Annotated in this window: 23 protein-coding genes and 2 pseudogenes; 19 read left to right on the forward strand and 6 right to left on the reverse strand. The window is 45.2% G+C overall.

The window, feature by feature from the left end:
• The first annotated feature begins 170 nt into the window (after positions 1 to 170).
• Positions 171 to 757 (forward strand): annotated as a pseudogene (locus tag A5N84_RS07290) (MarC family protein).
• Here the strand turns inward: A5N84_RS07290 and A5N84_RS07295 are convergent.
• The 3 genes from A5N84_RS07295 to A5N84_RS07300 form a co-directional block, all read right to left on the reverse strand.
• Positions 754 to 1,590, reverse strand: coding sequence for a mechanosensitive ion channel family protein (locus tag A5N84_RS07295; RefSeq protein ID WP_158008677.1), 837 nt, complete (start codon positions 1,588 to 1,590; stop codon positions 754 to 756). The pseudogene A5N84_RS07290 and the gene A5N84_RS07295 overlap by 4 nt on opposite strands.
• The gene (locus A5N84_RS10310; RefSeq protein ID WP_158008678.1) at positions 1,506 to 2,291 is read right to left on the reverse strand and encodes a hypothetical protein; all 786 of its coding nucleotides are present in this window, start codon (positions 2,289 to 2,291) and stop codon (positions 1,506 to 1,508) included. Before A5N84_RS10310 ends, A5N84_RS07295 begins: the two co-directional genes overlap by 85 nt.
• Before the next feature lie 62 nt (positions 2,292 to 2,353).
• Entirely contained in the window at positions 2,354 to 3,805 is a 1,452-nt protein-coding gene (locus A5N84_RS07300) for a coiled-coil domain-containing protein (protein ID WP_072281849.1), read from the reverse strand.
• 161 nt (positions 3,806 to 3,966) lie between these two features.
• On the opposite strand from A5N84_RS07300, the gene A5N84_RS07305 reads away from it, so the two are divergent.
• Positions 3,967 to 4,779, forward strand: a complete 813-nt coding sequence (locus tag A5N84_RS07305) for a hypothetical protein (RefSeq protein ID WP_143324875.1) — start codon at positions 3,967 to 3,969, stop codon at positions 4,777 to 4,779.
• Between the two features lie 34 nt (positions 4,780 to 4,813).
• On the opposite strand, the gene A5N84_RS07310 is transcribed toward A5N84_RS07305, so the two are convergent.
• Positions 4,814 to 6,703, reverse strand: coding sequence for an ABC-F family ATP-binding cassette domain-containing protein (locus A5N84_RS07310; RefSeq protein ID WP_072281851.1), 1,890 nt, complete (start codon positions 6,701 to 6,703; stop codon positions 4,814 to 4,816).
• 6 nt (positions 6,704 to 6,709) lie between these two features.
• Positions 6,710 to 7,591, reverse strand: a complete 882-nt coding sequence (htpX, locus tag A5N84_RS07315; RefSeq protein WP_072281852.1) for a protease HtpX — start codon at positions 7,589 to 7,591, stop codon at positions 6,710 to 6,712.
• A gap of 199 nt (positions 7,592 to 7,790) precedes the next feature.
• Between htpX and surE the strand changes: the two genes are divergently transcribed.
• The 15 genes and pseudogenes from surE to nirK all read left to right on the forward strand — a co-directional run bounded on the left by surE (position 7,791) and on the right by nirK (position 21,776).
• The gene (gene surE / locus A5N84_RS07320; protein WP_072281885.1) at positions 7,791 to 8,540 is read left to right on the forward strand and encodes a 5'/3'-nucleotidase SurE; all 750 of its coding nucleotides are present in this window, start codon (positions 7,791 to 7,793) and stop codon (positions 8,538 to 8,540) included.
• Positions 8,540 to 9,277 carry a peptidoglycan DD-metalloendopeptidase family protein gene (locus A5N84_RS07325; protein ID WP_072281853.1) on the forward strand — a complete coding sequence of 246 codons (738 nt, stop codon included), beginning with the start codon at positions 8,540 to 8,542 and terminating at the stop codon, positions 9,275 to 9,277. Before surE ends, A5N84_RS07325 begins: the two co-directional genes overlap by 1 nt.
• A gap of 27 nt (positions 9,278 to 9,304) precedes the next feature.
• Complete coding sequence (locus A5N84_RS07330) at positions 9,305 to 9,916, forward strand: NUDIX domain-containing protein (protein ID WP_072281854.1); 612 nt, start codon at positions 9,305 to 9,307, stop codon at positions 9,914 to 9,916.
• A gap of 11 nt (positions 9,917 to 9,927) precedes the next feature.
• Entirely contained in the window at positions 9,928 to 10,269 is a 342-nt protein-coding gene (locus A5N84_RS07335) for a hypothetical protein (protein WP_143324876.1), read from the forward strand.
• A gap of 139 nt (positions 10,270 to 10,408) precedes the next feature.
• Positions 10,409 to 11,341 carry a peptidoglycan-binding domain-containing protein gene (locus A5N84_RS07340; protein WP_072281856.1) on the forward strand — a complete coding sequence of 311 codons (933 nt, stop codon included), beginning with the start codon at positions 10,409 to 10,411 and terminating at the stop codon, positions 11,339 to 11,341.
• Between the two features lie 209 nt (positions 11,342 to 11,550).
• On the forward strand, positions 11,551 to 13,284 hold the full coding sequence (gene dsbD, locus A5N84_RS07345) for a protein-disulfide reductase DsbD (RefSeq protein WP_072281857.1): 1,734 nt from the start codon (positions 11,551 to 11,553) through the stop codon (positions 13,282 to 13,284).
• A complete protein-coding gene (locus tag A5N84_RS07350; protein ID WP_072281858.1) occupies positions 13,281 to 13,466 on the forward strand; it encodes a hypothetical protein in 186 nt (61 codons plus the stop codon). Before dsbD ends, A5N84_RS07350 begins: the two co-directional genes overlap by 4 nt.
• A gap of 17 nt (positions 13,467 to 13,483) precedes the next feature.
• On the forward strand, positions 13,484 to 13,927 hold the full coding sequence (locus A5N84_RS10035; RefSeq protein WP_143324877.1) for a hypothetical protein: 444 nt from the start codon (positions 13,484 to 13,486) through the stop codon (positions 13,925 to 13,927).
• Positions 13,810 to 14,250: a thiol:disulfide interchange protein DsbG gene (dsbG, locus tag A5N84_RS09630; protein WP_078055651.1), complete on the forward strand. Its 441-nt coding sequence runs from the start codon at positions 13,810 to 13,812 to the stop codon at positions 14,248 to 14,250. The genes A5N84_RS10035 and dsbG overlap by 118 nt, the downstream gene beginning before the upstream one ends.
• Before the next feature lie 290 nt (positions 14,251 to 14,540).
• Positions 14,541 to 16,043 (forward strand): hypothetical protein, encoded by a 1,503-nt coding sequence (locus tag A5N84_RS10910; RefSeq protein WP_072281859.1) that lies wholly within the window; start codon positions 14,541 to 14,543, stop codon positions 16,041 to 16,043.
• Positions 16,044 to 16,273: 230 nt separating this feature from the next.
• Positions 16,274 to 18,561: pseudogene (locus A5N84_RS12850) on the forward strand (nitric-oxide reductase large subunit).
• Positions 18,562 to 18,642: 81 nt separating this feature from the next.
• Positions 18,643 to 19,230, forward strand: a complete 588-nt coding sequence (locus tag A5N84_RS07370) for an SCO family protein (RefSeq protein ID WP_072281860.1) — start codon at positions 18,643 to 18,645, stop codon at positions 19,228 to 19,230.
• Positions 19,214 to 19,996, forward strand: coding sequence for a hypothetical protein (locus A5N84_RS07375; RefSeq protein ID WP_072281861.1), 783 nt, complete (start codon positions 19,214 to 19,216; stop codon positions 19,994 to 19,996). Before A5N84_RS07370 ends, A5N84_RS07375 begins: the two co-directional genes overlap by 17 nt.
• Before the next feature lie 14 nt (positions 19,997 to 20,010).
• Positions 20,011 to 20,214, forward strand: a complete 204-nt coding sequence (locus A5N84_RS07380) for a hypothetical protein (protein WP_158008679.1) — start codon at positions 20,011 to 20,013, stop codon at positions 20,212 to 20,214.
• A 248-nt stretch (positions 20,215 to 20,462) separates the two neighbouring features.
• On the forward strand, positions 20,463 to 21,776 hold the full coding sequence (gene nirK / locus A5N84_RS07385) for a copper-containing nitrite reductase (RefSeq protein WP_078055652.1): 1,314 nt from the start codon (positions 20,463 to 20,465) through the stop codon (positions 21,774 to 21,776).
• Between the two features lie 119 nt (positions 21,777 to 21,895).
• Here the strand turns inward: nirK and A5N84_RS07390 are convergent, their stop codons facing one another.
• On the reverse strand, positions 21,896 to 22,510 hold the full coding sequence (locus tag A5N84_RS07390; protein ID WP_072281863.1) for an IMPACT family protein: 615 nt from the start codon (positions 22,508 to 22,510) through the stop codon (positions 21,896 to 21,898).
• A gap of 61 nt (positions 22,511 to 22,571) precedes the next feature.
• Here A5N84_RS07390 and A5N84_RS07395 point away from each other — a divergent pair, with 61 nt between their 5' ends.
• Positions 22,572 to 22,877 carry a DUF4298 domain-containing protein gene (locus tag A5N84_RS07395; RefSeq protein WP_072281864.1) on the forward strand — a complete coding sequence of 102 codons (306 nt, stop codon included), beginning with the start codon at positions 22,572 to 22,574 and terminating at the stop codon, positions 22,875 to 22,877.
• A gap of 353 nt (positions 22,878 to 23,230) precedes the next feature.
• Positions 23,231 to 23,464, forward strand: coding sequence for a hypothetical protein (locus A5N84_RS07400; RefSeq protein ID WP_072281865.1), 234 nt, complete (start codon positions 23,231 to 23,233; stop codon positions 23,462 to 23,464).
• The last annotated feature ends 15 nt before the right edge of the window (positions 23,465 to 23,479 follow it).

Raw genomic sequence — 23,479 nt, forward strand, 5'->3', positions numbered from 1 at the left:
GGGTGATGGGTGATGGGTGATGGGTGATGGGTGATGGGTGATGGGTGATGGGTGATGGGTGATGGGTGATGGGTGATGTGCGGTTTTTGGGGGTTTTGCCTTGGCGGGGTTTTCCGTACAATGCGCGCTTTAACGCTTTTTAATATGTATAAGTTTTGTTGAGGGATGGTATGGATTTTTTTGCAGTGGTTGTGACGTTGTTGTTAATTATTGACCCTTTGGGGAATATACCGGTGTTTTTGTCGGTGTTGGCAAATGTGCCGGAGCATCGGCGCTATAAGGTGTTGGTGCGGGAGTTGTGCATTGCTTTGGTGGTGATGTTGTGTTTTTTGTTTGCAGGCCCGCATATTCTGAAGGGTTTGGGGTTGTCGCGTGAGGCGGTGGGGATTGCTGGGGCGTTGGTGTTGATGATTATTGCGGTGCGGATGATTTTTCCTTCGCGCGGTGGGGTGATGGGGGATGAGGTGGAGGATGGGGAGCCGTTGATTGTGCCGTTGGCTATTCCGCTGATTGCAGGTCCTTCGTTGTTGGCGACGTTGATTTTGTTGGTGGAGCGTCAACCAGGGCAGATGATGCGTTGGTTTTGGCGACGTTGACGGCTTGGGGGATTGGGGCGGTGGTGATGTTGGTTGCCCCTCAGTTGTATCGTATTTTGGGGCATCGTGGGTTGAAGGCGATTGAGCGGTTGATGGGGATGATTTTAATCTCTATTGGGGTGCAGATGTTGCTTACGGCGTTGCGTTCGTTTATGCATTAGTCGAGTTTATCTAGTAGGTTGGGGCGTGCTTGTGGATGATTTTGCATGAGTTGTCCCAGCTGTTGTGGACTGCTTGGGAAAAATAGGTCGCGTTTGGGGTAGGCGATTTGTAGGTTGTTGTCATAGCAGGCTTGCCAGATGGCGGCGATGACGATGTCGCGGGTGTCGATGTAGCCGTGTTTGTCGATGTCTAGGTAAAAGATGATGCGGTAGGTGGTGCCACGGTCGCTGTATTCATGGGCGTAGACGGCGGAGATGAGTTCTCCTTCGGAGATGATTTTGTCTTCTTCAAGTAGGCGTTGCATGGTTTGATTGAGTAGACGGGTGACTTCCGCTGGATTATGGCTGTAGTCGAGATCTAAATAAAGGCTTAGGCGCACGACTTGGTCGGTATGCGTCCAGTTGATAAAGGCGGAGGTGACGAAGTCGGAGTTGGGGAGGATGAGGGCTTCGTTGTCAAAGGTGGTCATGGTTAAAGAGCGCATGCCGATGCGTTCGACGGTGCCAAAGTAATTGCCAACGGAGATGATGTCGCCGTTTCTAAGAGGGCGCTCTATGAGTAGTAAGATGCCGCTGATGAAGTTGTTGGCGATGTTTTGCATGCCAAAACCAATCCCTACACCTAATGCCCCTGCAAAGACGGTGAAGGCGGTGAGGTCAAGTCCGATAACACGTAAAGCAAGTAAAAATCCTATGGTTACTACGGCGTATTGGCTAAAAACCGCTAGGGAGTTGCGAATGCCTAGGTCTAATACTTTGCTATAAATCCAGCGGTAGCTAAAAGAACGAATCCAACCGCCAATGCGAAAGACAAAATAAAATAATAATCCCATAAGGAGGATGTTGCGTAGTGTGAATTGGCTTTCTTCTTTGCCTTGAAAGAGTGGGGTGTTGAGGATGTTGAGGGCGTCTTGAATGAAGGGGGTTTTGTCGTTCCAGTTATAGAGTTTAAAAAGTAGGGTGGCGAGAATGAAGAGGCTGCCGTAGCGCAATACGGTATGTAGGGGGTGATGACGTCTTGCGCCCAAAATAATCCATTTTGGGTGTTTTGTAGGGCGTAGCGTTTTGCCCATAGGGAGGCATCTTTTAGTAAGGCGATGATGCTGACCCATAAAATCGCAAAGAGAACAAAATAAAGAATATAACGCGTGCTTACCCAAGCAAAATTCAAATAGCCTGATACGCTGGCTATGCCAAAAATTGCGGTGGATAGCGGTAAGATGGCGATGACAATGCGCAAAATACGATAGCTTAGGAAGTCTTGGTAGTATTCATCTAAATAGTCAATGGAGCGTTTGAGCATTTGCGCAAATGGCCAGCTGATGGCGAGGATGTAGAGTCCGAATAACCAGCGAAAGACATTAATGGTGTTGCTGTCGTCAAGGGTCATTTGTGCCATGATAACCAGTGCAAACAAAATACTGCCCATGGTGGAAATAAAAATAATCGGGCGGACGATGCGGCGGTCGTCGGCGGTTTTGAGGAGTTCGGTGTTAATGAGGATGGTGGCAGAAAAATAAGGGATGCAAATCATTAGCAGTATAACAGGGGGTAAGAGGAGGAGTTCGTAGCTGGGGGAGGTGAGTTGGGTGAAGGTTAAAGCAAGCCAAACAAGGCATAAAAGCCAATGTAGGGGAGGTTGTATTTGAGCATGCCAAGGATAAATAGTAATAGGCGCGTGGCGAAGGGGAGGCGTTTGATTTTGCGTTTGCGCCGCACGAGATAGTTCATGTGTCCAGTTAAGATGGCGACAATAATAATTATCAGAAAAGATAATCCGCCAAACACCAGCCAGCGATGGGTGCTAAATTTTTGTAGTTGTTGATAAAAAGTGTTGATGGCAACTAGATATTGTCCAACAAAAAGGCTGCTGGCGGTGATGAGCTCTTTGCCTAGTGCGGAGATGTCGTTGATTTCTTTTAGGAAGTTGTAGTGTTTGGTGAGGTGGTTTTTAGACATCAGGGTGAATTGTTGGTTGATTTGTTCGCTGATGATTTCAATGCTTAAATTGGCGTTTTCTAGTGAGTTAATAACGCTTTGGTAGCGGTTGGTCATTTCTTTGTAGCGCGTTTCGATAGGTTGGGGGATGTTGGTGCGCTGGAGTTTGTACAGTGAATATTGTTCGGTGATGAGGGAGAAGTTTCTTTGCAGTTGTTCTGCCATATTGGTGATGCGTTCGTGATAGAGGTTGATTTCGTTTTGCACGTTTTCGATGCGACTAAGGGAAACGCTACTAAAATCAACAAACTGCAAATCTTGTAGACGGCGTTCAATGCTGAGATAGTCTTGCCAAATGCTGTTTAAAAACAGTTGTTTAATTACCATGGCAAGTTCAATGTTGAGGTCTAGGCGGGTCAGGCGGTCCAGATTGGCACGAGTGATTTTGTTGGAGAGTTGTTCGCGGGTTTGTTCTAGGAGTGCGACGCGGTCGCGCACTTTGTTATTTAGCAATTGGTCGGGGTTGTTATCTTGTAGTTCAAGGTAGCGTTCGTTATAGCGACGGTAGCGTGTTTCAAGTAGTGCGCGCTGGCGTTCGGCGAGTAAGAGCGCGTTGCTTAGGAGTTCTTTTTGTTCGCTTAGGATTTGTTCAAAGGTTTGATTGCGCTCAAGCAGTTGACGGGTGTGGATGAGGTCGCGCTCTTGATTGTCGGGGCTATCTGAAAGGGGGTTGGATTGTTTTTGTAGTAGGCTGTTGAGGTCGTTGTTGCGTTTTTTTGTATTTTGTAGGTTTTGTTCTAGATTGCTGAGTTCGTTTTGTAGGTTGTCGACTTGTAGGCGCGCTTGTTCGAGTTCGATGTAGGCTTGGCTGAGTTCTTCTTCTTTTATGCTGCGTTCAAAGGATAGCGGGGTATTGATTGTATTGGTGAGGCTTTCAACTTGGATGGCTTTTTGTTTGTTTTGTTCTTTGAGTTTATAGACTTGGTCTTTCAGTTCATTGAGTTGGCTGATGCCTGGGACGTCGCCAGCACTTATGTTTTCAGGGGTGTTTTGCGCCCATAACGGGGCGAAAAATAAGGCAATCAATAGTAGGCAGAGGGTTCTTAACATTACAGGCGTAAGGATTTAGGCTATAGGAAGGCGCATTTTACCTTACAATAAGGCTTTTTTGCGCATAATTTGTGGGGTGTTGGCTGATTGTTTTGCTGGTTGGGGGAATGAGGCGGGCGCAAAATGGGGTTGATGGTTATTTTTTTAAAATGGAGGGTGTGATGCAAAAGCAATTATGGTTGTTGGAGGTGCCTGAAAAGCGCCAGACGGCGGAGGCGTGGGTGTGGTTTAAAGATGGTTGGCAGTTGTTTGTACGTAGGGCTGGGGAGTGGCTGTTGTATATGCTGGCATCGATTTTGTTGCTTATGGTGGGGGTGTTGGTTTTTAGGGGGCTGTCTGGGGGGTTGTCTCAGGTGGCGTTGCTTTCTTGGCTGGCGCAGTTGTTGTCATTGCTGGGGGTGAGTTGGGTGCTTTTGTCGGTGCAGGCGGGGTTGTATCGTTCGATGGCGCGAGTGGCGCGCGGTGAGAAGGTGGTGATGGCGGATGCGTATTGGTTGTTGTTGCAATTTAAGCATCGTCAGGTATGGCGTTTGGTGGCGCTGGTGTGTGGATTTAATGTGTGTTTGCAATGGGCGCAGGCGCTGTGGGTGGGGGAGATAGTGATGCTCTCAGAGGGGGTAAGGGTGGATGCGGTGCAGTTGCAACGCTTGATGATTTTAAGTGCGCTTTATTGGGTGGTGTTTACGACGTTAACTTGGGCGGTTTTGCCGATGTTGGTGGAGTTTGATGAGCGTTCGTTATGGGGGCATGTGCAAAGAAATTGGCAGGGCACGTGGCGCAATTGGGCGGGATTATCGCTGTTGTTTGTGTTGATATTGGGGGCGGTGATTGTTGGGGCTGTGCTTGCGGCAGTTTTGGGGTTGGTGTTGCCGTGGTTGCAGGTGTTGTTGTTATTGTTGCTGTTGCTGGTGGTTCAGCCGTTAATGGGCGCTTGGGTATTTTCTGCTTATCGCCATATTTTTACGCGGTGGTAGGGCGTTTTTTTAGGCGTTTGATTTTTTGGGTGGGTTAGGGTTGTTGTTCGGCGTGTTCGAGCGCTTGGGCTGCATCTAGCCAGCGTTGTTCGGCTTGTTCAAGGGATTGTTTGAGCTGGGTTTGGCTGGCGAGATGTTGGAGGAGGGTGGGTTTGTGCTGTTCTTGGTAGAGTTCGGTTTGGCTTAGGATTTGTTCTAGTTCGTTGAGCTGTTGCTGTAGGGTTTCAACTTGTTTTTCTGCTTGTTGTAGGGCTTTTTTGAGGGGTTGTAGTTGGCGGCGTTGTTCGGCTTGTTGACGTTTTTTGTCGCGTTGTTGATGGGGTGGGGGTGTATTGGGGTTGGTGGGGGGATTGTGTTGTTGGCGCAGATATTGATGGTAGCCGTCGAGGTCGTCCTCAAAGGGTTGGACTTTGCCGTTGGCGATGAGGAGGAATTGGTCGCAACTGGCGCGCAGGAGGTTGCGGTCGTGAGAGATGAGCACGGTTGCGCCGTCAAAACTTTGTAGGGCTTCGGTTAGGGCGTCGCGCATGCCTATGTCTAGGTGGTTGGTGGGTTCGTCAAGGAGGAGGAGGTTGGGCTGTTGGGCGACAATGAGGGCAAGCGCGAGGCGGGCTTTTTCTCCGCCTGAGAATCGATAAATGGGTTGTTCGACGTCATCTCCTTTAAATCCATAACCACCAAGAAAATCGCGTTTGGCTTGTTCGTTTAAATCGATGCGTAGGGTTGTGAGATGTGCGAGGGCGGTGCTGTTGGGGTCTAGGGTGTCGAGTTGGTGTTGGGTAAAGTAGCCGATGCGGGTGTTGGGATGGAGGGTGTGCTCTCCGTTGAGTGCAGGTAGTTGTTGCGCAAGATGTTTCATGAGGGTGGATTTTCCTGCGCCGTTGCGCCCTAGTAGTCCTATGCGGCTGTGTTGGGTGAGTTCTAGGGTGATGTGGGTGAGTAGGGGGGCGCTGGCGCTGTAGCCGAGGTCGACTTTGTCTAAGCGGATGAGGCTGTAGGGGGTGGCTGTGGCAGGGCTAAATTGTAGGCGGTATTGCTGTTCTGTGGTTGGGGGTGGGGTGTGGCTAAGTTTTTCTAATGCTTTGATGCGACTTTGCGCTTGTTTGGCTTTGCTGGCTTGGGCGCGAAAGCGGTCAATGTAGCTTTGTAGGTGGGCGCGTCGTTGGGCTTCTTTTTGTGCTGTCGCGCTGGCTTGTTGGCGTTGTTCGTGGTGTTGGCGAACAAAGCTGCTGTAGTTTCCGCTGTAGGGGGTGAGTTGTTGTTGGTCGATGTGCCAGATTTGCTCACAGAGGCTGTCGAGAAAATCGCGGTCGTGCGCGATGATGATTTTGGTGGCGCGGTGGTGGCGCAAAAAATCTTGTAACCAAAAAACTGCGTCTAAATCCAGATGGTTGGTGGGTTCGTCGAGTAGGAGGATGTCTGCTGGGGCGATGAGCGCTTGTGCAAGATTTAGGCGCATGCGCCAACCCCCTGAGAATTCGCGCACGGGGTGTTGATGGGCGGTGTGATGAAATCCTAATCCGTTGAGTAGAGCGCCTGCTTGGGCAGGGAGAGCGTAGCCATCAGCTTGCGCAAATAGGTCATGCGCTTTGGCAATTTGTAAGCCATCTTGGCTGTCTTGGGCTTGCTCTAGTGCTTTAAGGGCGCGTTGATAGGGGGTGTGTCCTTGTAAAACGTAGTCTAGCGCGGGTATATCCAGTGCGGGCGTTTCTTGTGCAACGCTTGCAATATGCCAATGCTCTGGTTTTAGTAGTTGCCCTTGGTCGCTATCAATTTCTCCACGGATAAGAGCAAGAAGGGTGGATTTTCCTGCGCCGTTGCGCCCGATAAGACCAATGCACTGTCCGTCGTGAACGCGGGCGTTGGCGTGGGTGAGGAGGGTTTTGGCGCCTCGGGATAGGGTGATATCGCTTAGTTCAAGCATGGGATTTTAAGGGTTTGGGTTGTTGGGAAGGGCTTGTAAGCTGGCGATGCGCTTTGCAATGGGAGGATGGGTGGCTAATAATCCTGCCAGCGCTACGATGCCAAATGCTTGAAACTCTTTGGATAAGGCGCTGTGTTGGCTTTGTTCGCTGTGGTGTTGGAGTTTTTGTAGGGCGGCAATCATATTGGCTTTGCCGGCATGGTAGGCGCCACCAGCATCGGCTTTGTATTCGCGCTGGCGAGAATGCCAAAGGACGACGAGAGAGCCTAAAAAACCAAGGACGGTTTGCATGAGCATGTAGATGAGAAAAAAACTGCCGTTATGACCGCGGTTGTTGTTGTTTCTGGAAAGAATAAGGCTGATGATGCGCGCAAAAACAAGCACAAAGGCGTTGATGGTGCCTTGAATGAGGGCGGAGGTAACCATATCGCCATTGGTAACATGCGCCATTTCATGCCCGAGTACGGCTTCGACTTCGTTTTTATCCATTAGGGTTAATAGACCTGTGCTTACGGCAATAAGGGCATTATTTTTGTTAGCGCCTGTGGCAAAGGCATTGGGAGCTGGATGGTTAAATATGCCGACTTCAGGAGGGGTGATACCGCTGCGTTGGGCTTGTTGGGTGATGGTTTCAACCAACCAGCGTTCGGTGGCGTTGCTGGGTTGGGTGATGATTTGGACATTCATTTGGGTTTTGGCAAGGCTTTTTGACATCATTAAAGAGATAAAAGACCCTGCAAAGCCGTAGATGCAAGCAAAGAGCAAAAAGCCAGTGTGGTTCACGCCGTTTTGGGCGAGCATGTGGTCTATTCCAAAAATTTTCAAAATTAGGGCGAGTACCGCCATAACGCCTAGGTTGGTCAGGATAAGTAAAGCGATTGGTTTCATAATGTGATTTAGGGTTGAGAAAAGGGCGCTAGCATAGCAAACTTTATGGGTCTTGGCTTGATGGGTTGGCTTTGGGTTGAGCTTTTTTTATTAAACTTATTGTTAACCTTATGTTAAAAAAGATGGTGGTATGATGGCGCGCTATTTAACTTTTAAAATCTAAGCTTCTGAAAATATTGGGCGCTTATAGGTGCAAAAGATGTTTGTATTATTATCAAATGATGATGGCTATTTATCCGCTGGATTGCGGTTATTAGCTGATGCTTTGGCAAACACAGTTAAGCGGGTGGTGGTGATGGCGCCTGACCGTGATTGTAGTGGCGCGAGTCATTCATTGACGCTGGCGCGTCCGCTTAATGTTTATGCACACGATGCACAGATTTATAGTGTAGATGGGACGCCAGCAGATTGTGTTAAGGTGGCGCTTTCGGGGTATTTTGAAACGTTGCCTGATATGGTGATTAGTGGGATTAATCGCGGTGCGAATTTAGGCGATGATGTGATTTATTCGGGAACGGTGGCAGCGGCATTTGAGGGGATGCAGTTGGGATTGCCAGCGTTGGCGGTGTCTAATGTTTCACATGCGCCAAAACATTGGCAGAGTTCGGTTGAGGTGGTCAAGCAGTTATTATTGGATATTCAAAAAAAACCTTTGCCAGAGAATACGCTATTAAATGTTAATATTCCTGATTTACCTTATGAGCAGATAAAAGGGCGACGATTGACGGTGTTGGGGCGGCGTGAGCCGTCTAATGCATTGGTTACGGTAGAAAATCCACGCGGTCAGGTGATGTATTGGTTTGATGTGGCGGGTCAGGCGAAAAGTTCATCACAGGCAACGGATTTTGATGCGCTGGCGCAGGGTTATGTATCAATAACGCCTTTGCAATTTGATTTAACACATCAGTCTAAATTAGAGGAGATGCAAACTTGGTTAAAGGAGCTTTAATGCCAAAACAATCTAAAACAACAAGTCTTAGCGCTTGGTTGCTTGGCTTGTCAGCGGTGGTGCTGTTAAGCGCTTGTAGTAGCGGACGTCAGTTTTTTGGCAATGAAAATGAGCTCACTGCCGAACAATTACACGGTGCGCGCGGAGCGCTCACCCCTAGTGATTATTATCTGATAAAAAAAGGCGATACGCTTTTTGGCATTGCTTGGCGCTATGGTTTGGATATGCATGAATTGGCAAGCTGGAATAATTTAAGCAATCCAGATTATATTTTGGCAGGTCATCAATTGCGTATGAAACCGCCTGTTGGCGTACGTCGTATTCCTGTTGTTGCGCCACAAGTTACAACCACTGGTCAGGCGGGTTGGATTTGGCCAACACGTGGGCAAGTTATTTCAGGCTATAGCACGCAAACCCCAGGGCATCGCAATCTAAGAATAGCAGGGCAACGAGGACAGACGGTTATGGCGGTAAATGATGGCACGGTGGTCTATACAGGCACGGGCATTTCTGGGTATGGACGAATGGTGATTATTAGCCATTCTCATAAAGTGCTGTCTGCTTATGGTTATTTAGACAACGCAACTGTCAGAGAAGGACAGCGTGTTAAGCGGGGGCAAGTCATTGGCACAATGGGCGTTAATTCTCGCAATCAACCAGCGTTGCATTTTGAAACGCGCAAACAAGGTACGCCTGTTAATCCTTACGGCTATATTGGGACTAATCCAAGATTTTAATGACCGATTGAACGCACGGGAGGCTTTATGCACTATCAATTTCGAGTGTTAGACGCGCATGATGTCTATCAAGGATTTTTCAAACTTAAGCGCTATGAAGTTGATTTTGAGCTATTTCGTGGAGGATTTAGTGGCAAGGTAGTTCGCGAATGTTCTGGTGCTAGTGGTTATGTTGTCGCAGCGTTGCCTTATGACCCTGAGTTGGAAGAATTTGTATTTATTGAGCAATTTCGCATTGGTGCGATGGTGGCAGGCGTAAATCCTTGGCAACAAGAAATCGTTGCGGGATTTATGGATAAACAAGGCGAAACCCCTCAAGAGTGCATACAACGCGAACTGCAAGAAGAAATTGGCACGCAGGCGCTAGAGCTTGAGCTGGTAGAAACCTATTTTAATGCACCAGGCGGTAGTTCTGGGCGGACGCATTTATTTTTTGCCCGTGTAGATGCAAAAAAAGTAGGGCAATACACAGGATTATTAGAAGAAGGGGAAGATATTTTGGTGCGTCGCGTGAGTTATCAACAAGCGTTTAGCCAGTTGGTGCGCGGTGAGATTTCTAATGTAACCATGCTCTTGGCATTGCAAGCCTTTTTATTACACAAACACTACCCCAACGCTTTAACTCCATGGCAATCTTAACTGAGAGATTTATGCACGCTATGTCTTTACGCAAAATTCTATTACCCCTCCTTATTCTTATAGCCTTTCCATCCCCTTTGGTTGTTGCACAAAACAGCATAGACTGCCAAGAAGCGCAGAGCAGTATTTTTACAGCGCTAAGAAAAGGCAAACTTGAAACCATTCAAAACTATACACAGCAATGCACCCTCCCCAAAGAAGATGAGCGCGGTTTTGCCAGCTATGATTTAGCGCTGTTAAGTGCAGATAAAGACACCCTCGCTTGGCTTAAAGACAAAGGTTATCAGAATAAAACCCATTCAGTTTCATTGCTTAAATACATTCAAACAGGATTGCGGTTTTTAAATTTTTGATGCTGGCGTTATTGATGGGCAATACAACGACGCCACCAAAGACGGCATTTTTAGCTTTCAAAAAGCCAATAAACTCTCCCAAACAGGTGAAATTAGCGCAGATTGGTTAAGCCTTTTTGAGCGCCAGCTCACCAAAAAAATGCAAACCGTATTAGGCGATTTGGGCTATAACGCAGGTAAAGCCGATGGGATTATTGGCGATAACACACGCACCGCCATGCTTGCTTTTCGTCAAGAGCGAAACATGCCACGCGCGGATTATGGCTATATTGATGACCAACTGCTCTATCAGCTCATGCGCGCAGAAAATGAAGTGACCAAACAGCAAATCGCCCGCCGTGAAGCCGAGCGCGCCGCACGCTTAGCCGCACAAAAAGCCGCTGAACAACAAGAAATCGCCAGACGTAAAGCGCAGGAAAAACAAAAAGCCGAACGCGCACGTCGTGAGGCACAAGCAAAAGCACAAGAAGCGCGCAAAATAGCCGAGCAACAAGCTCAGCAAGCCAGAGAAGCGCAAGCCCTTGCGCAACAACAAGCGCAACAACAAGCGCAACAACAAGCACAACAACAAGCACAACAACAAGCACAACAACAAGCACAACAACAAGCACAACAACAAGCCCTTATTGCCCAACAACAGGCAGAGCGTCGCACCGAGCAAGCAAGAGAGGCGCAAGCACAGGCAGAGCGCCAAGCGCAACAAGCCAAACAGGCGCAAGCAGAAGCGAAAGCTGCTGAATTAGCCGCCTTAGAAAGCAAACAACAAGTGCAACAAGCTTTTAAAGCGGCTGAACAGGGGCGCGCTGTAGCAGTGAGTCCTGATTTGCAAGCTGGTAGCCCCATCAGCGCGAATAATGCGCTGACCGCTACGGGCGATAAACGCAATAGCTTTAATAAATTATCTGGAAAGCTAAATTTTGTGCGCGAAGGCAAGGCATTGCGCCAATGTCTAATCGGAACGCAACCCATTGATAACGCTTGGTGTGAGCCGTATTATCCTTCTGGAGAAAATAAACAATGCGATGCGGTGATTAGTCGCACAGGTATCGTCTTGAGTTTGTTGTGTAAATAACGCTTACTAAATGAACAGCTGTTTGATGAGCATTGCTACGTTCTTAGTTAAGGTGCGTAGCAAAATGCGTTGTTTTGGCAATGGATTTTTAGTTGTATTTGCGCTGATTGCGCTAAATGGTTGGAGCTGGCTAAGGATTATTTAATTCTCATAACTTTTGCCAGCGGTATGATGTGTTTTTCTATGATGATTGTTTTTAGGTTTTGAGTATGTGTTATCCCTCTTATTTGTATCGGCAAGGTGCTTTATGGCAAGCGCTTAAAGTGTTTTTTTTAATGGTGTTTTTGATGTGGTTATCGCCTGCGATAATGGCATTTAATGAGCCTGATTTCTTACCCCCCGAGCAAGCTTTTAGTTATCAATTATCGCAAAATAGCGATGGCACAATTGTATTAGAGTGGGATATTGCGCCTGATTATTATCTTTATCGAAAGCGGATGACGTTTGAAGGCGATAAGCCTTTAGCGCGCGTCGAGTATCCGCAAGGAACGATTATTCATGATGAATTTTTTGGCGATTCTGAGGTGTATTATCATCAAGCGTTGCTAACGATAGACCCTGCACAAGCTGAGCAATTAGAACTCCATTGGCAGGGGTGTGCGCAGGCAGGGCTGTGTTATCCGCCTCAAAGCGCGACCGTTGCAATTGCAGATATTCCCTTAAATGATGTTGACACAACGACACAAGCGCGCGATATGCCCCCCGCGCCTTCTACTCCTGATTATTCTTTATCGCAAGAGGCCAACCCCCAACAAACAGACTTGACCCCTCAACACCTACCCCAAGCGCAATCAGTTGCAAAAGACCAGCACCTTGCTGGACAACTTGCTGATAATAGCTTTGCGCTTAATCTAGCTGTTTTTTATGGACTGGGACTATTACTAGCCTTTACGCCGTGCGTATTGCCCATGATTCCGATTTTGTCGTCTGTAATTGTTGGCAGCCAAGCGCGCAATAAACGTGCTTTTGTGCTTGCCTTAGCTTTTGTGCTTGCGATGGCGATTACCTACGCACTTATTGGCGTGGTGGCAGCATTGGCAGGCGCTAGTGTGCAAGCGACTTTACAACAGCCCACTTTTATTATCCCCTTAGCCTTAATTTTTGTGGCATTAGCCTTGGCGATGTTTGGATTGTATGAATTACAACTCCCGCTTTTTATTCGTAATCGCTTAAGTAAAATCAGCAATAAACAAAAAGGCGGTAGTTGGATTGGTGCGGCGATGATGGGCATTTTGTCGGCATTATTGGCAAGCCCTTGCATGACCGCGCCGTTGGCAGGGGCATTAATTTATATTGCTGATACAGGCAATGCCGTTTATGGCGGTTCTGCTTTGCTTGCGCTTGGTTTAGGGATGGGAACGCCACTGATTTTAATGGTAACCGTGGGTTCAGCATTTTTGCCCAAACCTGGTTTGTGGATGAACCAAGTGAAAGCTGTGTTTGGATTTATCCTTTTGGCAACAGCTGTTTACTTCGTAAGTCGATTAATTGACCCTGCGGGACAATTAGCGCTTTGGGGGGTATGGTTATTTGCTCTTGGCGTGAGTGTAGCGCGTAGTGTGTATGTTGAGCATGGCGCTGGGAAAGCGGTAGCATTATCTGAGCGCAGACATTTATTTAAAAATAGCTTATTTATTATCGCGCTGTTAAGCATTATCTGGAGTGTGTTATTGCTCATTGGCGCTGCAGCTGGAGGACAGTCTTTGCGTCAGCCTTTAAGCGTCTTGCAAAGTAGCGCCACTGGTGCGCCAACCGCTCATGCCAATGCGGTAAGTTTTGTGCGCGTCAATACAATGGATGAGTTAGAACAACAACTTAAAAAAGCCCAAGCAGAAGGCAAATGGAGCATGCTTGATTTTTATGCCGATTGGTGTGTTTCTTGTAAAATTTTTGAAGCCAAAGTACTTACCGACCCGCAAGTGCAGAAAGACTATCGCATATGATGGTCTTGCAAGCGGATGTAACGCAATATAACGAAGCGGGAAAAGTGCTGATGTCTTCTTTGGGTGTTTTAGCGCCCCCCTCCATTTTATTTTTCGACCCACAGGGCAATGAAGTGCGTAGCAATCGTGTAGTGGGCGAATTAAACGCCGAAGAATTTTTACAACACTTGCCTATATTATAAATATTTAAGGAAATCCTATGAAACAAACTAAAATTTTAACGCTCGCGCTTTTATTCACCACAGGCGTGAGCGCGCAAACCCAAGAAGAGCCTAAGGTGGTACAAAATCTAATTGCAGATGGCGTAGAAATTTCAGGCACTTTTTCAGCGCCTAATGATTTGACGGGTTATGTGGGGCATGTGGCTGGGCAGCCCATTTCGTTTTATCTCACCCCCGATAAAAAGCACGTTATTTTGGGCACAATGATGAATGATAAAGGTGAGAATATCAGTGAGCGCTATATTGAAGAGATGGTGATTGCACCGATGAATCAAAATGCGCTTGCTAAACTCGAAGCAGCACATTGGACGCTAGATGGCAGCCAGATGCCAAGCAAATCATCTACACTTTTACAGACCCCAATTGCCCCTATTGCCATCGTTTTCGAACCCAAGCCAGCCCATGGATTGATGCAGGATTAGTCCAATTTCGCCATATTGTTGTAGGCATTTTAGCGCCTAGCAGTTTGGAGAAAGCCGCGGTAATTCTCGCCAGTGAAGACCCTGAAAAAGCGCTTGGCATTAACCGCGAACGCCATAGTAAAGGAGGGATTAAAATTGATAAAGAACTCGTTGCAAAAGGAACGGCATTGGTAGAAGAAAACAACAAACTGATGCGCTCATTAGGATTGTTCGCCACACCAAGCAGTTATTATTTTGATGAAAAAGGCGACATTCAATCCATTCAAGGCTTACCGCAAGGAAAAATGTTCGCCACTGTCATGGGAAGCCCTAAGCCTAAATAATCGCGTTTATTCTTTTTTCAAAACCCAATCGGCGTTAAAAATATTTTGGCGGAAGATTGGGTTTTTTGTGAGTGCTTTTTGGTTTTAGAAACGGGTATTTAATACAGGAATTGGGTTGTGCCTAATCAATCATTGAATCAGCGATAATGATTTACAGATTAAAAATAATCGTATAAAATTTCGCGCCCGCGCCGCGCGCTTGATTATAAATATTCTTTAATCAAAATTTTTCATAGCGCACATTTTTTTGTATAAATTTTAATCGGTCTTTAATTTTTTGGAGCTCTAAAATGAAACGATACCAACCGCTTGCGCTTGCTATTTTTAGCGCTTTGGCATTAACCGCTTGTGGCGGCAGTTCAGCAAATCATGATTTTGTGCCGCCAAGCAATCCACCAGTGAAAGAACAACAACCTCAACAACCTCAACAACCTCAACAACCTCAACAACCTCAACAACCTCAACAACCTCAACAACCTTCGCCTAGTATTCCAGCACCTAATCTACCTACACCACCAAAGAAAAATTCTAACTTCATGCCTGTAGCACCAGAAGAAACTAAAGATAGACATGCCTTAAGTAATATCGAATATAATTCACAGCATACTACGGGACTTTGGTCGGATTTGGTTAGTAGAAAGCTGATTACATTCAATCCTTCTGTTAATTTTGAAAAAACAGACGGTACGACTGTTGCAAAAGTTAGGCAATTCCAGCTAGGGAATGGCGCGACAGGGGCTGATAAAGAAAAATTAGAAGAGCAATTTGCTTATCGTGAAAATGGCAACTTTTCTAATATAAATGTTGATAAGACATTAGAAGACCTTTTATATGTAAAAGACGCTGCAGGGTCTTATAAAAAAGTTCAATATGATAGTAACAGTAAAAAACTGGTTCATCCAGATACTGGCAAAGAACTAACGCAACAAGAGCTATATGTTAAAGCGCCCTCTGAAGTTTCTACGGCAGGATTGAAAAGTGTTGGTTCCTACATTAACGCCATTAAAATATTGGACAAACCTTATAAATTTAATGGAGCTACTTTCCCTTATTATTATAATTTGAATGATGCATTGACCAAGCACGGACTTAAAGAAGGCGATATTGAGCTAGATATTTATAGTCAAGCGGCTCAGTATAATTCTGATGGAAGTGTTAAAGATGTGGTGGGGTGGAATAATGATGTGAAAATTGGAAAATATAAAGCCTACCGCGCGCCTTATTCTGTAGCTGTGCTGACCAGTGATTTTGAGAATAAAAAGTTGGAGGCATTATTTGGTCTTAATTCAACAAAGGATAATGTTTTTGGAATTGGAACTAGAGTACAAGATGGCATTACTATTGCAGGTGAAAAAACGATTTCAGTTGCAAATAAGAATGCTGATTTACCCAAGAATCTAAATGCTATCTATGATGGTGAAGTTATTGGACGTAATGTAACGGCTAAGATGCAGTTGGATGTGAAATTTGGCAATAGTAATGATGTGAAAATTAAAGGAAAGATTGACCAAATAAAATTAGTCAATAGCGCGGCAAAAGACTTTTCAGGGTATGAACAATCAGATTTAGAGAATTCAGCAACTGTTTTAAATATTTCAGAGAAAAACTTTGCTCCCGATGCACGAGGGGAAGTTTATTTTGATAAAAACGACTTTACATGGGGAGATAATGCTCCAGCTTCTTTAAAAACAAAGGAAACATTCTATAAAGAGTTAAAAGGTGATTTTTTGGCCCGAAAGCAACGGAGATTACAGGGTCGTTGCTGGGTCAAGATAATGCAATTTTTAATGTAGAAATGACGAAACAGAAAACACTTGCCAGACCTTAGGCTTAAACAGGTTTAGTGGCGTTTTAGTGCTTTTGAAAGGAAAAGATGGGGTTCGCCCCATCTTTTTTTATGTCTTATAGGTTTAGAGTGTTGCAAAATTGGGGATAAAAATGCCATTGGGTTGATGTATATCAAGGAAAAAATAGGCTTAATTTTTTACTATGTTGCGGTGTTTTATAACTGCGGGAGTAGAAAATGAAGTCGTATAAATGGTTGTGGGGTCTGTTAATCGCCACAATGGTTGTAACGTTTACAGTGTTGGGATATTACGGACGTGAGGTTTATCGTGAAGCGCCACCTGTGCCAGAGCGGTTTGTATCACCTTCAGGTGAGGTGGTGCTAACACGTGAGGGTATTTTAAAGGGTCAAAGCGCTTGGCAATCCATCGGTGGTATGTCGGTGGGGAGTGTGTGGGGGCATGGCGCGTATCAAGCCCCTGATTGGACGGCGGATTGGTTGCATCGTGAATTGTTGGCATGGCTTGAATTGCAAGCGCAGGCGCAATATGGTCAATCTTATGACGCACTTTTGCCTGAGCAACAAAATGCGCTGGAATTTGCAGCAAAGCAAGATTTTCGGACAAATACCTATGACAAGGCAAGCGATACGGTGGTCTTGTCTGAGACTCGCTTAGCGGCAATTGATGAGGTTGCGCAGTATTATCAGCGTTTATTTGGGGATGATGCGACGCTACAACAGCGCCGTGAGCATTATGCGATGAAAGAAAATACTTTAGCAAGCGCGGAGAAACGCGCGGATATGGCGGGATTTTTCTTTTGGTCGGCATGGGCGGCTTCTACGAATCGTCCAGATTTAGAGGTTACTTATACAAACAACTGGCCGCATGAGCCGTTGATTGATAATGTGCCAACGCCTGAGAATGTGATTTGGTCGGTTGCTTCTGTGGTGTTATTGTTATTTGGAATTGGCTTTATTATTTGGATTTGGTCGTTTTATGGCAATCATGAGCCTGATGTGGTGCAAGCGCCAGAAAAAGACCCTTTATCGTTGGTGCGTTTAACGCCTTCACAGCGTGCGCTAGGGAAGTATTTATTTGTTGTGGTGGCGCTGTTTTGTGTGCAGGTGTTATTAGGAGGATTTACCGCGCACTATACCATTGAAGGACAACAGTTTTATGGCATAGATGTCTCTCAGTTGTTGCCCTACAGTTTGTCAAGAACTTGGCATATTCAATCGGCTATTTTTTGGATTGCAACGGCGTTCTTAGCCGCTGGTCTGTTTTTAGTGCCTATTATTAATGGGGGGAAAGACCCTGCTTATCAAAAACTAGGTGTCGATGTGTTGTTTATTGCGCTTTTAGTGGTGGTGTCGGGCTCATTTTTGGGGCAGTTCACCGCAATTAAAGGCTGGATGCCTGATGGTTTAAATTTCTGGTTTGGACATCAGGGCTATGAGTTTGTAGAGCTTGGTCGTTTTTGGCAGTTGGCGCTTTATATTGGTTTGATTTTCTGGTTGGTGTTGATGTTGCGTGGCGTTTGGGCAGCCTTAAAAGCACCAGGGGATAATCATTTGTTGGTATTGCTTACGCTTGCTATTGGTGCAATTGGTTTGTTCTATGGTTCTGGTTTGTTCTATGGAGAGCATACTAATCTATCTATTATGGAATATTGGCGCTGGTGGATTGTGCATCTGTGGGTTGAAGGCTTCTTTGAAGTGTTTGCGACAGTGGCATTGGCGTTTATTTTCTATAATTTAGGATTGGTTGGGCGTGAATCGGCAACGGTTGCAAGTTTGTTATCAGCCATTTTATTTATGGTTGGTGGCGTACCAGGAACGTTCCACCATTTGTATTTCTCAGGAACTACGACGCCAATTATGGCTTTTGGCGCAATGTTTTCAGCGCTTGAAGTCGTGCCTTTGGTGATTTTGGGCTATGAGGCGTATGAAACTGGTCGTTACAAAAACGCGCACCATGGATGAAGCGCTTAAAATGGCCTTTGATGTGTTTTATTGCGGTGGCGTTTTGGAATATGTTAGGGGCGGGTGTGTTTGGCTTTTTAATCAATCCCCCAATCTCATTATTCTATATTCAAGGATTGAATACGACGGCTAACCATGCACATGGCGCTTTATTCGGTGTCTATGGGTTTTTATCGCTTGGTTTTGTTTTGCTGGTGTTGCGCTATATCAAGCCAACGTTGCAATTTAACGATAAATTGATGAAAACCGCGTTTTGGTCGCTCAACTTAGGTTTGGCGTTGATGATGTTTGTTACACTTTTACCGCACGGTGTTATTCAAGCCTATGCCGCAATTAGCAAAGGGCTTTGGTATGCGCGTAGTGAGGAGGTGATGCAATCGGATATCTTGATTACCTTGCGTTGGTTGCGTACCATTGGCGATGTGGTGTTTATCGTTGGTGCCTTCGCGGTTACGGCTCAGGTAGTATTGGGACTTCGTCATAAAGATATGGCGTATGTGCCCGAAACAACCGAGGCGGATGTGGCAGATGAATCGGCTTAATTTATCTGTGTGTTAGTCTGTTTCCGCGGCTGAGTTGGTTTGGTCGCGGATTTTTTTATGTGTTGAGAAAAGGAGGATGTAATGCGAGCAATGCAACGTTTAATGTTAGGGTTGATGATGTTGTTTGTACTAGCGCAGGCGCAGGCGCAGAATAAATCCTATGAATTTACACTTGAGGGCGCTGATGGGCAGGTGGTTACGCAAAAAGATTTCGCTGACCAATTTTTGTTGGTGGTATTTGGTTTTACATTCTGTCCAGATGTATGCCCAACGACGTTGTTTGAGTTAAAAGATGTCATGGCAACGCTTGAACAGCCTGAGCGCTTACAGCCTCTTTTTATTACGATTGACCCCATACGAGATGATGCGCAGCGCCTAAATCAATATGTGCAATTTTTTGATAAACGGATTATAGGGCTAACGGGTTCTTTAGAAGCGATTGATGCGGTTGTAAAACAATTTAATGCTTCATATGGTTATCGCTATGAAGGCAAAAAGGTTACCCCGCCTGATTTGCCTGAGGGGTATATTGTCTATCACAGCACTTATATTTATTTGTTAGCTCCAAAGACGCGAGATCTGGTGGATGTGTTTGATTATCAAACAGGCTCAGAGTTGCTCACTCAACGAATTGCTCAGGCGATGCAAGCGTATGAAACAAATCATTAAAATATGGGCACTGGGTGCATTATTGTTCGGGATTGTGGGGGTGGTGCGCGCGCAATCGTCCGCGCAGTCTTGGAATAGTCCAACACAATATGCCTTTATCGCTGATGCGGGCTTGCCAAGTATCGCGGTGGTGGATGTGGATTTGGGAGAACAGGTGGGGCTTTTGCGAACGCAGGTTGCAGCAAAAGTGTTTGCCTCTAGTACGGATGAACCATTGCTAGCCTATAGCGATAAAGATAATTGGGCATTTTATATTGTCGATTTGCAGACGTTGGAAACTAAGAAGGTAAAAACGCCTGCAGCGGTCTATGATTTGCGTTTTGTGCCTAATACACCCAATATTGCCGTGGTATTAGAAGAGCAGGTGGGGATGTATGCGCGCGACAGTGAAACCCTCACCGTATTGCCAAGGCGTTTTCAAAATCTTTACACGCGCTTTGAGACGATATTTAGTATTTTTAGCCAGACGTTTTGGATTATGCAGGAAAATACGCCATTGATTTATCGCTATAGCTTTAGCGCCCCTAATCAACAATGGGAAACTATTAATTTGGGATATGATTATGGTTTGGGCAGTGGGGCGCCAAGTTTTGAAGATGGTATTTTGGCTGTAAATAGCTATTACGCGATAAGGCTTTTATTTATGATATTGACCAAGCAGAAGTGGTGGCTGTGCATGAATTATATGATTCGCGCCATCTCAATAGGCGTCTGGTTAAACCTTATGTGGATGGGGCAACAAGGCGAGTTGTTTTTGCAGATTTAAGTGGTGAGGTCGTGGTGTATGATCGCTGGTCAGACACGCCAGATGTTCCTCAGACAGTAAATGTAGGCTTTCCAGTTACAGAGGTCAGAACAGGCTGGCTAGATGATTATTTAATTGCTGGTGGCGTGGAGGCATTGACGATTCGACCCTTGATGACCTTGAGGCGGGGGAGGATTTCCATTTTGGCAATGATGAGGATATTTGGAGTATTTGGGTGACGGGCGATAGTAAGCTGGTGCTGGCAACAAGAGCACGCTCTTCTAAACTGTTTCGCTATGATTTAAAAGAGAAAAAGCGCCTGCCCGATATTGAGCTAAAAAGGCATTGCTCAAGCAAAAATTATTCGGATGGGCAGTAGTAATGATGCTTGTTATTAAAATGTTATAAAAAATTATTGCACTTTTAATAAAAAATGTTTAATATCTCTTTTGTTAGAGGCATGTTTATTCACACGAAGGAGAATGATATGAAAAGAAAAAATCATGTTTTACAGTTGGCTTTGGCAGTGCGTGGTGTTGCTTTGGCATCAACGTTAGTGGGTGTTTTGGGCATAAGTGCGCCTATTTTTGCACAAGCGCATACAGGCGGTCTAGATGGTTATACCGTTGGTACACAAGCTGATATTGCGCATTTAGAGCGGGTTAAGCAAGAGTTATTGCCCGCCCCAGCGGTGCCTGAACACTCTTTGCAAGCGCCTGAGAAACCTCGCATTGTTGAAATGGAAATGACGATTGTAGAGCGTGAGATTGAGGTTGAGCCAGGTGTGTTTATGTGGGCATTTACCTTTGATGGACATGTGCCAGGTCCAATGATGGTAGTGCATGAAGGGGATTATGTAGAGCTAACGCTTAGAAATGCCTCTAATAACTCTTTGGTGCATAATATTGATTTCCACGCCTCAACAGGTGCATTAGGGGGTGGACAGTTAACCGAGATTGCTCCAGGTCAGGAAGTGGTTTTGCGCTTTAAGGCAACTAAACCAGGTGTGTTTATTTATCATTGCGCGCCTGGTGGTGCGATGATTCCGTGGCATGTTGTGCACGGAATGAATGGCGCAATCACAGTATTGCCCAAAGAGGGTTTGAAAGATAAAGATGGCAATGCGCTTCATTATGACAAAGCTTTCTATATTGGCGAGCAAGATTACTACATTCCAAAAGATGAAAATGGCAAGTTTAAGCGCTATGACAATCCTGCTGCCTCTTTTGCTGATGATAAGGTCGTTATGGATACGCTCACCCCAACACATATTGTCTTTGGCGAAAGTGTCGGGCAATTGACAGGTGATAATGCAATGCAGTCTAAAGTAGGTGAAACAGTGATGATTTATCACTCACAAGCCAATCGCCGTAGTTTCCCACACTTGATTGGTGGACATGGTGAGTATGTTTGGGAGCGCGGGAACTTGGCGGATAGTCCAGCACAAGATCTAGAAACATGGCATATTACGGCAGGTTCAGCAGGGGCGGCGATGTATACCTTTAAACAACCTGGTACCTATGTTTATTTAAATCACAACCTAATTGAAGGAATTAATTTTGGTGCTTTGGCTCAAATTCGTGTTGATGGGCAATGGAATAATGATTTGATGGAGCAAGTCAAACCTGCAACTGAATTTGTAGAATTAAAAGATGCTGGTGCAGATAAAGCTAAAACCGATGCTGGCGTGGTGACTAAAACAGTAGTGGAGGTTGATGCTGAAAAAATTAATGATACTGGTTATGGTAATGTTGTTGAAACCAAAGACCAGCCTGCTAAAGACCAGCCTGCTAAAAAATAAGCGTTTGTCATAACTATAAAGACCACGCTAAGCCATACTCTTTAGGGTATGGCTTTTTATATTTTAGATTTTTTGTTAGCGGTGATGGGGAAAGAATAAGAGAAAAATTTATTTATGATTTAGTCTGAATTAAGAAGAGAAAGGCTTTCAATGGCGTTAAGCTCTTGTTCAAGTTGGGCTTTTAAGCTTAGAGGATAGCGTAGGCGGTAGTGGCATTGCATGCCCATCTCTTGATGCACAATTAAAAGACGATGGCGCTCAATAATTTGCATTAGGGCATTAACATGAGGATAGTCAATGTTTAAAGAGAGCGTGCGCGCTGGAATAAGACGTTTGGTTGGCGCATTAAGCAAAGCCCCATGGGTGGCTTCTTTATAGGCTTTAATCAATCCCGAAACACCCAGTAAAGTTCCGCCAAAATATCGCACCACCACAACAATGGTATTGCTCAGCTCAAAAGACTGGATTTGATTGTAAATAGGTAATCCTGCTGTGCCTGAAGGTTCGCCGTCATCATTGATACGGCTGTTTTCGCCTTGTTCGCCAAGACGATAAGCATAGCAATGATGGCGTGCCTTAGGGTGTTCTTGTTTAAGTTCTTTAAGATAACTCTCAGCTGTCTCAACGCTGGAAATATTGCGCGCGTAGGCAATGAATTTACTGCCTTTAGCGGTGTGCGTGTAGGTTTGTAAAGACTTTAAAGCGTAAAAAGAAGACGTGACGGAATTGCTCATAAGGTTTAAAATTGTTGTGATAGATTATGCAATAATGATGTTTTTAAGATTGAGAGTATAGATGAATTCTTTTGACCCGCAAGCCTTGCAATTATGCTTTGAACGATTTTGTGTTTTACAACAACAATTAGCCACTGCGCAAACGCTATGGCAAGAAAGCGAAACAATTTTGCAACAACTTAAGCGCTACTATCATAGTACGCAGTGGCTTGAGGATTTTGAGCGCCAAGATTTGAAATTACATTATAGCGGTGAGGCGCATAGCATCTTAAGTGAGGACGCTTTGTATAATGCCATTTATGAACATTATGTTCAGGCAAAACAATGGATACGCTTAGGATTGAACGCTATAGATGCTGAGGATTAGAAATATTGAGTTCAATCATATAAGTGTAAATAAAAAAGACTTATATGTTATCCTATCGGGATTTACAACAGTATAGTCAAAGAATTGAAAAAGTATTACAGCGTTGGCTCGCCTTGCCGTACGCTCTTGTACTGTCTGCGGCTCGCCGCCTTGTACTACTTTTTCACTTCTCCGACTATATCTATTTAGATAAAAAATAAGCATGTTTTGGGTAGAAAGGATAGATTTGTATTTAATTTGTACTCTAAGCAATAAATATTTTTTGCGCGATGCTTTTAAGGCTATAAGTAGATTATTTTGTATAAAACGCGTTTTCTTACATTGATTTGTGCGATGTCTATGGTGCTCATGCGATGAATGGGCATATTACCTATAACGTAGAAAGCGCATTGCGCCAAAGTCTCAATGAATCTTCAAAAGGTTTTAGCGTGCCTATCATTGGTGCACAAGTTCTAAAAAGGTTATTTGTAGGGTTACCGTTGCTTTCTCTGAGTTTATTTATGCTGGTGGCGCTCAAATCTTATAAAAGTAGCGCTTGTGCGCCTCTATGTTCTTACTGTGCTTGCTTTAATCTGCAAATTGGATAAATGCTAGGATTAAAA

Source organism: Rappaport israeli (genome assembly GCF_001888055.1).
In the GTDB taxonomy this organism is placed as follows: domain Bacteria; phylum Pseudomonadota; class Gammaproteobacteria; order Cardiobacteriales; family Cardiobacteriaceae; genus Rappaport; species Rappaport israeli.